Here is an 11,332-nt window from a genome sequence, read left to right on the forward strand (position 1 = left end):
CGGCACGCTACTGCCCGGGGCCGACAGCTCCGCCTCAGCCGACCGTGACGTCGGTGATCTCGGCGGGGTTGTTCGGCTTCCCGGTGCCGTCGGGGTAGCTGCCGTCCTGGCCCTCGGCCGACATCCGGGCCACCACGGCGCGGGACTTCTCGTCCATGTGGCCGATGACGGTGTAGTCGGGCGGCAGCGCGGAGTCGTCGTAGACCAGGAAGAACTGCGAGCCGCTGGTGGCCGGCGCCTGGGCCTTGGCCATGGCGACGGTGCCGGCCTCGTAGGTCTCCTCCCCGGTGACCTCCTCGGCGAAGCGGTAGCCGGGACCGCCGCTGCCGGTGCCGGTGGGGTCCCCGCACTGCAGCATCAGCAGCTGCCCGGAGTCGCTGAGCCGGTGGCAGGAGGTGCCGTCGTAGAAGTCCTGGGCGGCGAGCGACTCGAAGGAGTGCACCGCGCACGGCGTGCTGGCCCGGTCCATGGTGATGGTCACCGGCCCCTCGGTCATCTCCAGGGTGACCGTCAGCTCGCCGGTGGTCTCGACGTCGTCGGTCGAGGGCGGGTCGACCGGCTTCGACGGCTCGCCGTCGGGCAGGTACTCGCACAGCGCCGCCGGCGAGGCCATGGTGGTCGAGGAGGGAGCCTCCGAGCCGGCGGGCGCGCCGGCCGAGGGGGTGCCGGTGCTCTCCGGCGGTGCGCAGGCGGCGAGGGCGAGGACGGTGAGCAGAGCCAGGGGGGAGAGTCGCTTCAGCACCCGTACACCCTGCCACACGGCCCGGGACGGACCGGGCAGCGAAACCGACTCAGCCGCCGGCACCCGCGCGGTCGGAGCCCGGCACCCACAGCACCTCACCGGCGGCGCCGTTGACCCGCCGGGCGAGCACGAACAGCAGGTCGGAGAGCCGGTTGAGGTAGCGCAGCGCGACCTCGTTCACCCCGCCCGGACGCCCCTCGGCCGCCACCGCGGTGCCGTACCGCTCGACCGCCTGCCAGGCCCGGCGCTCGGCCCGGCGGACGACCGTCCGCGCCACGTGCAGCTGCGCCGCGACCGGCGTCCCACCCGGCAGCACGAACGAGCGCAGCACCGGCAGCCCCTCGCCGAAGACGTCGCACCAGCGCTCCAGCCGGTCCACGCAGGCGGGCACGACCCGCAGCGGCGGGTGCTCCGGGTCGGCGACCAGCGGGGTGGACAGGTCGGCGCCGAGGTCGAACAGCTCGTTCTGCAGGAAGCGGAGCACCTCCGCCACGTCGTCGGGCGGACCGGCGGCCAGGGCCACCCCGATCGCGCAGTTGGCCTCGTCGACGTCGCCGTAGGCCTCGACCCGGGGATCGGTCTTCGGGGTCTCGGACAGGTCGGAGAGCCGTGTGGTCCCCCCGTCACCGGTGCGGGTGTACACCTTCGAGATCACGACCATGGCGCTCAGCCTAGGCACCGGAGCCGCCCCGGGCAGGAGCGGGCCGCCACCTCAGACGGGGTAGCGGGTCTCGGGCGGGGCCGCCTCCAGCCAGGAGAGCAGCCCGGTGATCGAGGAGGTCTCCATGGCCAGGTCGATCTGGCGGCCCTCGGAGTCGGCCAGCACGACGATGCGCTGGTCGCGGTAGAGCATGGGCACCTCGGCCGCCTCGGGCGGTCGGGTCTGCAGCACCGTGGTGCCGCGGCGGGTCACCCGCAGCCGCGGCCGGAAGGCGAGGGAGAAGACGCGGAACCACTGCAGCTCGTCACCGCTGTAACGGGCGACCCCGAGTGCCCAGCCGGCACCCGGGGTCCCCGATCGCGACGAGCGCGTGCTGATCCGCAGCGAGCACTCCACCAGGCTGCCCGAGCGGGCCAGCCAGCGGCGGCGCAGTGCGAAGAGGACGAGCGGCAGGGCGGCCAGCACCAGGACGAGCAGGAGGCCTTCCAGCACTCCCCACCACTCCATGGCCCGACCCTACCTGCCTGCGCTCTGCCCGGAGCTCAGCTCACCGGCCGCGCTCGGCGGCCTTGACCTGGGCCTGGGCCCGGGCGATCGCCGCCTGCAGCTCCTCGTCGGGCTCGTGGTCGTCCACGCGGCCCAGCAGGTCGTCCAGCTCGGAGCGGGCCCGGGCGGCGTCGATCTCGCCGCCCAGGGCCGCGTACTCGCTGAGGATGGAGACCCGCCCCTGGGCGCAGGAGACGAACCCGCCGTCCACCGCGATCACCTCGCGGTGACCTTCCGGGGTGGCGATCTCCACGCCCGAGGGCACCAGCACGGCCAGCACCGGGGAGTGCCCGGGCAGGATGCCCAGGTCGCCCTCAGTGGTCCGCGCCGTGATCGAGACGGCCTCGCCGGACCAGACCGCGCGGTCGGCCGAGACGACCTCGACGTGCAGCGGGTCGGCCACCTCAGCCCTCCTTCTGCATCTTGTCCCAGTTCTCCATCACCATGTCCATGCCGCCCACGTTGAAGAAGGCCTGCTCGGCGATGTGGTCGACCTCGCCGTCGGTGATCATCTTGAAGGACTCGATGGTGTCCTTCAGCGGGACGGTCGAGCCGGGGATCTGGGTGAACTTCTCGGCCATGTAGGTGTTCTGGCTGAGGAACTGCTGGATCCGGCGGGCCCGGTTGACGATGATCTTGTCCTCCTCGGACAGCTCGTCGACACCCAGGATGGCGATGATGTCCTGCAGCTCCTTGTTGCGCTGCAGGATCTGCTTCACCCGCACGGCCACGTCGTAGTGCTCCTGGCCGATGTACTGCGGGTCGAGGATCCGGCTGGTCGAGGTCAGCGGGTCCACGGCCGGGTACAGACCGCGCGAGGCGATCTCGCGGGAGAGCTCGGTGGTGGCGTCCAGGTGGGCGAAGGTCGTCGCCGGGGCCGGGTCGGTGTAGTCGTCGGCCGGCACGTAGATGGCCTGCATCGAGGTGATCGAGTGACCCCGGGTGGAGGTGATCCGCTCCTGCAGCTGGCCCATCTCGTCGGCCAGGTTGGGCTGGTAGCCCACCGCGGACGGCATCCGGCCCAGCAGGGTGGAGACCTCCGAGCCGGCCTGGGTGAACCGGAAGATGTTGTCGATGAACAGCAGCACGTCCTGGTTCTGGACGTCGCGGAAGTACTCGGCCATGGTCAGCGCGGACAGCGCGACCCGCAGCCGGGTGCCCGGCGGCTCGTCCATCTGGCCGAAGACGAGGGCGGTGTCCTTGAGGACGCCGGCCTCCTCCATCTCGTTGATCAGGTCGTTGCCCTCGCGGGTGCGCTCGCCCACGCCGGCGAACACCGAGGTGCCGCCGAAGTTGTGGGCGATCCGGTAGATCATCTCCTGGATCAGCACCGTCTTGCCGACGCCGGCGCCGCCGAACAGGCCGATCTTGCCGCCCTGGACGTAGGGGGTCAGCAGGTCGAGCACCTTGATGCCGGTCTCCAGCATCTCGGTCTTGCTCTCCAGCTGGTCGAACTTCGGCGCCCCGCGGTGGATCGGCCAGCGCTCCTCGATGGTGATGCTGGACGGGTCGACGTTCAGCACCTCACCGGTCACGTTCCAGACGTGGCCCTTGGTGACGTCGCCCACCGGCACCGAGATCGGCTGGCCGGTGTCGCGCACGGCGGCGCCGCGCTGCAGGCCGTCGGTCGGCTTCAGCGAGATGGCGCGCACCATGTTGTCGCCGACGTGCAGGGCGACCTCGAGGGTCTGGGTGCGCTTCTCCCCCATCACCTCGACGTCGACCAGCAGGGCGTTCATCAGGTCAGGCATCTGGTCGACGGGGAACTCCACGTCGACCACCGGGCCGATGACGCGGGCGACCCGACCGACGCCGGTCGAGGTCTGGGTGGGGTTCACAGTGGCAGTCATCGCTCTCTCACTCGCTCTCGGCCGCGTCGGCCAGCGCGGCCGCGCCACCGACGATCTCGCTGATTTCCTGGGTGATCTCGGCCTGGCGCGCCTGGTTGGCCTCGCGCGTCAGACGCTCGATCAGCTGTTCTGCGTTGTCCGTGGCGGACTTCATCGCGCGCTGACGGCTGGCCAGCTCCGAGGCGGCCGACTGCAGCAGGCAGTACTGGATGCGGCTGGCCACGTACAGCGGCAGCAGCTCGTCCAGCACCGTCTCGGCGTCCGGCTCGAACTCGTACAGCGGGTAGACCTCGCTGCCGGTGTCCGCGGACCCGTCGCCCTCGACCACCTCCAGCGGCAGCAGGCGGATCACCTCGGCCCGCTGGGTCAGCATCGAGACGAAGCGGGTGTAGACGATGTGGATCTCGTCCACCCCGCCCTCCTCCGCCGGCGTCGCGAACGCCTCGAGCAGCGTGTCGGCGATGGCGCGGGCCTCGGCGTAGCTCGGGGAGTCCGAGAACCCCTCCCAGGAGCCGGCGACCTCGCGCTTGCGGAACCCGTAGTAGGCCGCGGCCTTGCGCCCCACCAGGTAGGGCGCCACCTCCAGGCCCTCCTGGCGCAGCCGCTCGGTCAGCCCCTCACCCTGCTTGATCACCGAGGAGGAGTACGCCCCCGCCAGACCGCGGTCGGCCGTGATCAGCAGCACCGCGGCCCGGGTCGGGTTCTCCGACTCGGTCGTCAGCGGGTGGTCCACCTCGGAGTAGGTGGCCACCGCCGACACCGCGCGCGTCAGCTCACGGGCGTACGGCGCGGCCGCCTGGGCCCGCTGCTGGGCCTTGATGATCCGCGACGCGGCGATGAGCTCCATCGCACGGGTGATCTTCTTGGTGGTGGAGACCGAGTTCCGACGCTGCCGGAGCTCGCGCAGGCTCGCTGGCACCTCAGCCCTCCGCTCGTGTGGTGGTCACCGTGATCAGCCCCGCTTGCCCTTGACGATCTGGGCCTGCTCGATGTCCTCTTCCTCGATCGCCTCGGCGCGCTCGTTGCCGACCAGCAGCTTGCCGTCGGAGGTCTGGAAGCCCTGCTTGAACTTCGTGATCTCGGCCTCGAGGGCGGCGGCGGTGTCGTCGTCGAACTTCTGGGTCTCGCGGATGGTCTGCAGCACGCCCGAGCTGTGGCGCAGGTGCTCCAGCAGCTCCTGCTCGAAGCGCAGCACGTCCTCGACCGGGACGTCGTCGAACAGGCCGTTGGTGCCGGCCCAGACGCTGACGACCTGCTCCTCCACCGGGTACGGCGCGTGCTGGCCCTGACGGAGCAGCTCGGTCAGCCGGGCACCGCGCTCGAGCTGGCGCCGGGAGGTGGCGTCCAGGTCGGAGGCGAACATCGCGAACGCCTGCATGTCGCGGTACTGGGCCAGGTTCAGCTTCAGCGACCCGGCCACACCCTTCATCGCCTTGATCTGGGCGGCGCCACCGACCCGGGACACCGACACACCGACGTCCACGGCGGGACGCTGGTTGGCGTTGAACAGGTCGGACTGCAGGAAGATCTGCCCGTCGGTGATCGAGATGACGTTCGTGGGGATGTAGGCCGACACGTCGTTGGCCTTCGTCTCGATGATCGGCAGACCGGTCATCGAGCCCCCGCCGAGCTCGTTCGAGAGCTTGGCGCAGCGCTCCAGCAGACGGGAGTGCAAGTAGAAGACGTCGCCGGGGTAGGCCTCGCGGCCCGGCGGGCGGCGCAGCAGCAGCGACATGGCCCGGTAGGCCTCGGCCTGCTTGGTCAGGTCGTCGAAGACGATGAGCACGTGCTTGCCGGCGTACATCCAGTGCTGGCCGATCGCCGAACCGGTGTAGGGGGCGATGTACTTGAAGCCCGCCGGGTCGGACGCCGGGGCGTGCACGATGGTGGTGTAGGGCAGCGCGCCGGCCTCCTCCAGGACGCCACGCACCTCGGCGATGGTCGAGCCCTTCTGGCCGATGGCGACGTAGATGCAGCGCACCTGCTTGGTCGGGTCGCCGGACTCCCAGTTCGCGCGCTGGTTGATAATCGTGTCGATCGCGATGGCCGTCTTGCCGGTCTTGCGGTCGCCGATGATCAGCTGACGCTGGCCGCGGCCGATCGGGATCATCGCGTCGATCGCCTTGAGGCCGGTCTGCAGCGGCTCGCGGACCTCCTGGCGGTCCATCACGCCGGCGGCCTGCAGCTCGAGGGGACGGCGGGTCTCGACCGGGTTGACGTCGCCCAGGCCGTCGATCGGGTTGCCCATGGCGTCCACGACGCGGCCGAGGTAGCCGTCGCCGACGGGGACCGAGAGGACCTCGCCGGTGCGGCGCACCGTGGAGCCCTCCTCGATGCCCTCGGAGTTGCCGAGCACCACGACGCCGATCTCGCGCACGTCGAGGTTCAGGGCGATGCCGAGCACGCCGTTCTCGAACTCCAGCAGCTCGTTGGCCATGGCCGAGGGCAGCCCCTCGACCCGGGCGATGCCGTCACCGGAGGTGATGACGGTGCCGACCTCCTCGCGTGAGGACGCGTCGGGGGTGTAGTCCTGGATGAACCGGTCGAGTGCGTCCCGGATCTCTTCGGGCCGGATAGTGAGTTCCGCCATGGTTGCGTCCCTAGCTCTCGTGACTTCTGAATGTGGTTCTGGTGGGGCTGGGTCAGTGCAGACGACGACGGGCGTCCTCGAGACGCGCGGCGACCGTGCCCTCGATGACCTCGTCGCCCAGCTCGACGCGGATGCCGCCCAGCACGGCCGGGTCGACGACCACGTGCATCGCGACGTCACGGCCGACCTGACGTGCCAGGGCCACCCGCAGCCGGGTCGCCTGGTCGTCCTCCAGCGGACGGGCGACGCGGACGGTGGCGACCACCCGCTGGCGGATCTGGGCCGCGAGGTCCAGGTACCCCTCCAGTGTAGTCGCGAAGCTCCGGTCGCGACCCTTGACCGCCCGCTCCGCCAGGGTGACGGTGGTCGGACGGACCTTGCCCTCGAGCAGCCGGCGGACCAGCTCCTGACGGCCCTGCAGCGACCGCGAGCGGTCCCCGAGCGCGTGGCGCAGCTCCTGGTCGGAGGCGACCAGCCGACCGAAGCGGAAGAGCTCGTCCTCCACCTCGTCCAGCTCGGCCGCCGTCGAGGCGCTGCGGAACACGGCCCGCACGGCCTGACGCTCCAGGGCGGCCACGAAGGTCGCGCCGGAGACGTAGCGCTGCTCGATCGCCCCCTGGACGACCGCGAGCGCACCCTGGCTGACCCGACCCTCCAGCAGCCTGCTCGCCAGCTGCTGACGCACGCCCGGCGCGGTGCCCGGGTCCGTCAGCGCCCGACGCAGCGCCGGCTGGGACTCCAGCAGGTCGACCACGGCGAACAGGTCGTCGGCCAGGGACGCGTCGTGGTGGCCGTCCAGCACGGCGTCCAGGGCCGACAGCCGGCTCCCCTGGGCGGAGTGGTCGGGCTGGCTCACAGCGCCGTGCTCCCGCTGCGCTGGGCGACGCCGTCGCCCTGGGCCGGCTGGGACTCCAGGTCGGCCAGGAAGCGCTCCACCGTGCGGCGGGCCCGCTCGTCGTCCTGGAGGGACTCCCCGACGATCCGGCCGGCCAGCGTGGTGGCCAGGCCACCGACCTCCGCACGCAGCTGCGCGACCACCTGGCTGCGCTCGGCCTCGATGGCGGCGCGGGCCTGGCTGCGGATCCGCTCGGACTCGGCCTGGGCCTCCTCGCGCATCTCGGCCAGGATCTGCGCACCCTGGTTCTTGGCGTCCTCGCGGATCCGGGCCGCCTCGGTGCGGGCGTCGGCGAGCTGGGCCCGGTACTGGGCCAGCGCCTCCTCGGCCTCACGCTGGGCGGCCTCCGCCTTCTCCATGCCGCCCTCGATGGCGGCGCGGCGCTCCTCGTACATCTTCTCGAACGCCGGGACGACCTTCGCCCGCATCACCACGTAGATGACCACCATGAGCAGCGCGCCCATGATGACCTCGGAGAGGTAGTGCGGGAGCAGCGGCCCCAGGTTCACTTCGAGGACCGGCATGGTCAGAGGACGAAGGAGAAGGCGAGGGCGAGGATGGCCAGCGCCTCGACCACGGCGAAGCCGATCCAGGCGGTGCCCATCATGGCGCCGCGGGCCTCGGGCTGGCGGGCCGTGCCCTGGATGACCGAGGCGAAGATCATGCCCACGCCGATGCCCGACCCGATGACGGCGAGGCCGTAACCGATCAGGTTGAGGGAGCCGGTGATTTCCATGGGGGTTCCTTTCGGAGGTTCTCGGATGAGAGGTCTAGGTGGAGCGGACGGGGGTCAGTGGTCCTCGGCCAGCGAGGAGGCCACGTACTGGGCGGTGAGCACCGTGAAGATGTAGGCCTGCAGCGAGGAGACCAGCAGCTCCAGGGCGAAGATCGCGAAGCTGAACAGCAGCGAGGCCCCACCGGCCACCCGGTTGACCAGCCCCTCGGACTCGAACAGCAGGTAGGCCCCACCGGTGACGAACACCAGCACCACCAGGTGGCCGGCCAGCAGGTTGCCGAAGAGTCGCAGGCCCAGCGTCAGCGGGCGGATGACGAAGTTGGAGAGGAACTCGATCGGGATGATCACCGGCCACAGCAGCCAGGGCACCCCGGCCGGCAGCAGGCTGTTCTTGAAGTACTTCATCCCGTGCCGGGCGACGCCGGCGACGTTGTAGATGATGTAGGTCAGCGCCACCAGGCCCCAGGCGTAGCCGATGTTGGAGAACGTCGGGAACATCAGCAGCGGGAACAGGCCCATCAGGTTGTTCACCCAGATGAAGGAGAACAGCCCGACCAGGTAGGGCAGGTAGCGACGGAAGTCGTGGTGGCCCAGCACCTCCAGCGCCACGCCGTTGCGGATGAAGTTGTAGAAGTACTCGTTGAGGAACTGCCGCTTCGTGGGGACGGTGCGCAGCTTGCGGGAGGCCAGCAGCCACAGCACGATCACGATCACCGCGGCCATCACCGCCTGGACGAAGGGCTTGTTCACCCAGTCCGGGCCGCCGAAGCCGCCGACGAACTCGAAGTCCTCCAGGCTCGGGGTGTGCCAGCCGCCCTCCTCGCCACCGGTCTCCATCGGGACCGGCAGCCGCAGCGGGACCGGCAGGGTCAGGACACCCACGTGAGCTCCTCTCTTCGTGCGACGCTCACCGAGCGACTCCGTACCGCTTGACGATCATGTAGACGGACAGCGCGATCCCCAGCACCGCACCCAACGGGAGCAGGGACTGGGTGCCCAGGAAGTGGTCGCCCACCCACCCGAGCCCTCCGTAGACGACCGGTCCGGCGATGACGTACGACAGGGCCCTCATGCCCTCCCGCTCGCCCGCCGCTGTGGCCTTCCGGGTCTCGTCCGAGCTGCGCCCGACCCTATCAGCCGCGCCGCTGGCGGTCATGCTCCCGACCTCCCGCCCGGTGTGATCTCCGACGCATCGTCGTAGACACTACCGGACGGACGCGCGCCGGCGCCCGGGGCGGGTGCGACGGGCTCGTCGTAGACGGGGATCCGCAGCTTCGAGTAGGTGCGGACGAGGTTCAGCATCCAGCCGAGCACGGCCGCCGCGGCGGCCACCGCCACCGCGGTCGGGTTGATCCGGGCGACGGACTCGGCGGGCAGGTTCACCCAGCCCAGCAGCAGCAGCCCGAGGCCGGCGGTGCGCAGCGCGTAGGACACCAGCGAGGCACGCATCAGCACCCGCGGGTCGGCCCCGGCGAAGCGGATCTGCGTCGCCTGGCCGAGCACCTGGAAGACCACCACGAGGGCCAGGCCGGAGAGCGCCGACACCGCGCCGCGGGCGCCGTCCAGGACGGCTGCGCCGACCACCACCGGCAGGGCCAGGGCGTGGGCACCGAGCATCCCGCCCACCAGCAGCCGGCGTGCGCGGCCTGCGAGCACGGCCGTCTGACCGGCGTCGGCGGGGGCGAGCCCGCTGGCGTCGATGCTCATGCTGGTCATGGTGGTCGAGATCCTGTCGTCGGCCAAGAGATGCCCCTCGCGGGACGTTTGTGAAAACTAGCACAAGCGCGCCCGGGCCAGCGAACTCAGCCGACCCCCGGCCGGGGCGCCGCACCCCGGTCCCGCGGCAGCGGCCGGACCACGGTCAGCACCACCGCCAGCAGGGTCAGCACGACCACGCCGAGCAGCACGAACGGGCTGCGCGAGAGGCCCACCGCGACCACCCCGAAGGAGATCAGCGCCGACCACAGGTAGAGCAGCGCCACCGCACCGCGGTGGGAGTGCCCGCGCTGCAGCAGCCGGTGGTGCAGGTGCTGCTTGTCGGGCACGAACCACCACCGGCCGGCGATGGTGCGCCGGGTCCAGGCCAGCACGACGTCGAGCAGCGGCAGCGCGAGGATGGCCACCGGGAGCACCAGCGGCAGGTACGCCGGCAGCACCCCGCCGCCGCCCGGGCCGTTCTCCAGCTGGGCGAAGTCGAACTGGCCGGTGAGGCTGATGGTGGAGGTCGCGAGCAGCAGCCCCAGCAGCATCGAGCCGGAGTCGCCCATGAACATCTGCGCCGGGAACCAGTTGTGCGGCAGGAAGCCCAGGCAGACGCCGGCGATGGCCACCGCGATCAGCCCCGACGTCGTGGCGCGGACCAGGTCCTGGTCGCGGGTGAGGGTGTAGCAGTAGGTGAAGAAGGCCAGCGCCCCGATGGCCACCACGCCGGTGGCCAGGCCGTCGAGGCCGTCGACGAAGTTGACCGCGTTGGTGCAGAGCACGATGAAGAAGACGGTGATGGCGATCGAGGTGATGTCGTCGAGGGAGATGATGCGGTCCGGCAGCGGGATCCACATCATCCGGACGCCGTTGATGACCACGATCCCCGCGGCCAGCACCTGCCCGGCCAGCTTGACCAGCGCCGACATCTCGAACAGGTCGTCCAGCACGCCCACGCCGCAGATGACCAGGGCGGCCAGCAGCACGTAGGCCGCGTCGTGGGTCACCAGCGGCTGGCTGCCCAGGAACGGCAGCCGGGCGGCCACCAGGAAGGCCGCCGCGACCCCCGCCACCATGGCCACCCCGCCGAAGTACGGGATGGGGACCACGTGGACGTCCCGGTCGCGGACGCGGGCCACCGCCCCCAGCCGCAGCGCCACCCGCCGGCACAGCCCGCTCAGCAGGTACGTCGCACCGGCGGCGACCAGGAGCACCAGCAGGTACTCACGCATCCCGGGGCTGCTCGCCGGTGGGTGGGTCCTCGACCCGGACCGGCGGCTGCACCTCGGTGGCCTCCGAGCCGTGCACGACCTCCATGGTGCTGCCGGGCGGCGCCAGGTCGGTGGCGGGCTCCCCCGGTTCGGCCATCACGGTGCCGTCGCGCTCATCGGGGCCGCTGTTCTCGTCGGGGCCGCTGTCCTCGTCGGGGCCGCTGTCCTCGTCGGGGCCGTTGTCCTCGTCGGAACCGGGGCCGGGCGCCGGGTCGGCGTCACCGGCGACCTCGGAGGCCTCTCCCCCGCTCTGCCCCACCTCGTCGCCGACCGTCACCTCGGCGTCCGCGCTGTCCGCCTCGGCACGGTCGGCCTCCGCCTCGGCGCGGGCGGCGTCGGC

The 11,332-nt window shown here is 71.3% G+C and carries 15 protein-coding genes; all 15 read right to left on the bottom strand.

What is annotated here, in order from left to right:
* Positions 1–34 precede the first annotated feature (34 nt).
* Positions 35–742 (bottom strand): peptidylprolyl isomerase, encoded by a 708-nt coding sequence (locus tag GC722_RS08390; protein ID WP_331714555.1) that lies wholly within the window; start codon positions 740–742, stop codon positions 35–37.
* Between the two features lie 49 nt (positions 743–791).
* A complete protein-coding gene (locus GC722_RS08395) occupies positions 792–1,403 on the bottom strand; it encodes a cob(I)yrinic acid a,c-diamide adenosyltransferase (protein WP_156609496.1) in 612 nt (203 codons plus the stop codon).
* Positions 1,404–1,454: 51 nt separating this feature from the next.
* Positions 1,455–1,910: a DUF2550 domain-containing protein gene (locus GC722_RS08400; RefSeq protein ID WP_156609497.1), complete on the bottom strand. Its 456-nt coding sequence runs from the start codon at positions 1,908–1,910 to the stop codon at positions 1,455–1,457.
* Between the two features lie 40 nt (positions 1,911–1,950).
* Entirely contained in the window at positions 1,951–2,352 is a 402-nt protein-coding gene (locus tag GC722_RS08405) for a F0F1 ATP synthase subunit epsilon (RefSeq protein ID WP_331714556.1), read from the bottom strand.
* A gap of 1 nt (position 2,353) precedes the next feature.
* A complete protein-coding gene (atpD, locus tag GC722_RS08410; protein WP_156609498.1) occupies positions 2,354–3,799 on the bottom strand; it encodes a F0F1 ATP synthase subunit beta in 1,446 nt (481 codons plus the stop codon).
* Positions 3,800–3,806: 7 nt separating this feature from the next.
* On the bottom strand, positions 3,807–4,718 hold the full coding sequence (locus GC722_RS08415; protein ID WP_331714557.1) for a F0F1 ATP synthase subunit gamma: 912 nt from the start codon (positions 4,716–4,718) through the stop codon (positions 3,807–3,809).
* A 33-nt stretch (positions 4,719–4,751) separates the two neighbouring features.
* A complete protein-coding gene (gene atpA / locus GC722_RS08420; protein WP_156609499.1) occupies positions 4,752–6,389 on the bottom strand; it encodes a F0F1 ATP synthase subunit alpha in 1,638 nt (545 codons plus the stop codon).
* A gap of 52 nt (positions 6,390–6,441) precedes the next feature.
* Positions 6,442–7,245, bottom strand: a complete 804-nt coding sequence (locus GC722_RS08425) for a F0F1 ATP synthase subunit delta (protein ID WP_156609500.1) — start codon at positions 7,243–7,245, stop codon at positions 6,442–6,444.
* Entirely contained in the window at positions 7,242–7,808 is a 567-nt protein-coding gene (locus GC722_RS08430) for a F0F1 ATP synthase subunit B (protein WP_156609501.1), read from the bottom strand. Before GC722_RS08430 ends, GC722_RS08425 begins: the two co-directional genes overlap by 4 nt.
* A 2-nt stretch (positions 7,809–7,810) precedes the next feature.
* Positions 7,811–8,020: an ATP synthase F0 subunit C gene (locus tag GC722_RS08435; RefSeq protein WP_156609502.1), complete on the bottom strand. Its 210-nt coding sequence runs from the start codon at positions 8,018–8,020 to the stop codon at positions 7,811–7,813.
* Positions 8,021–8,074: 54 nt separating this feature from the next.
* Positions 8,075–8,857, bottom strand: a complete 783-nt coding sequence (gene atpB, locus GC722_RS08440; RefSeq protein ID WP_156609830.1) for a F0F1 ATP synthase subunit A — start codon at positions 8,855–8,857, stop codon at positions 8,075–8,077.
* A 70-nt stretch (positions 8,858–8,927) separates the two neighbouring features.
* Complete coding sequence (locus GC722_RS17720) at positions 8,928–9,092, bottom strand: hypothetical protein (protein WP_197429912.1); 165 nt, start codon at positions 9,090–9,092, stop codon at positions 8,928–8,930.
* 80 nt (positions 9,093–9,172) lie between these two features.
* Positions 9,173–9,727 carry a hypothetical protein gene (locus GC722_RS08445; RefSeq protein ID WP_156609503.1) on the bottom strand — a complete coding sequence of 185 codons (555 nt, stop codon included), beginning with the start codon at positions 9,725–9,727 and terminating at the stop codon, positions 9,173–9,175.
* A 95-nt stretch (positions 9,728–9,822) separates the two neighbouring features.
* Positions 9,823–10,953, bottom strand: coding sequence for a glycosyltransferase family 4 protein (locus tag GC722_RS08450; RefSeq protein ID WP_156609504.1), 1,131 nt, complete (start codon positions 10,951–10,953; stop codon positions 9,823–9,825).
* Positions 10,946–11,332, bottom strand: a 387-nt coding sequence (locus GC722_RS08455; protein ID WP_197429913.1) for a hypothetical protein, incomplete at its 5' end; no start/stop codon positions are given. The genes GC722_RS08450 and GC722_RS08455, both read right to left, overlap by 8 nt.

This window comes from Auraticoccus cholistanensis (assembly GCF_009742705.1).
Lineage (GTDB): Bacteria > Actinomycetota > Actinomycetes > Propionibacteriales > Propionibacteriaceae > Auraticoccus > Auraticoccus cholistanensis.

Coding starts and splice junctions, on each gene's coding strand:
- GC722_RS08395 (WP_156609496.1), bottom strand. CDS start 1,403: ATGGTCGTGATCTCGAAGGTGTACACCCGCACCGGTGACGGGGGGACC.
- GC722_RS08400 (WP_156609497.1), bottom strand. CDS start 1,910: ATGGAGTGGTGGGGAGTGCTGGAAGGCCTCCTGCTCGTCCTGGTGCTG.
- atpB (WP_156609830.1), bottom strand. CDS start 8,857: ATGGAGACCGGTGGCGAGGAGGGCGGCTGGCACACCCCGAGCCTGGAG.
- atpD (WP_156609498.1), bottom strand. CDS start 3,799: ATGACTGCCACTGTGAACCCCACCCAGACCTCGACCGGCGTCGGTCGG.
- GC722_RS17720 (WP_197429912.1), bottom strand. CDS start 9,092: ATGAGGGCCCTGTCGTACGTCATCGCCGGACCGGTCGTCTACGGAGGG.
- GC722_RS08430 (WP_156609501.1), bottom strand. CDS start 7,808: ATGCCGGTCCTCGAAGTGAACCTGGGGCCGCTGCTCCCGCACTACCTC.
- GC722_RS08445 (WP_156609503.1), bottom strand. CDS start 9,727: ATGAGCATCGACGCCAGCGGGCTCGCCCCCGCCGACGCCGGTCAGACG.
- GC722_RS08450 (WP_156609504.1), bottom strand. CDS start 10,953: ATGCGTGAGTACCTGCTGGTGCTCCTGGTCGCCGCCGGTGCGACGTAC.
- atpA (WP_156609499.1), bottom strand. CDS start 6,389: ATGGCGGAACTCACTATCCGGCCCGAAGAGATCCGGGACGCACTCGAC.
- GC722_RS08435 (WP_156609502.1), bottom strand. CDS start 8,020: ATGGAAATCACCGGCTCCCTCAACCTGATCGGTTACGGCCTCGCCGTC.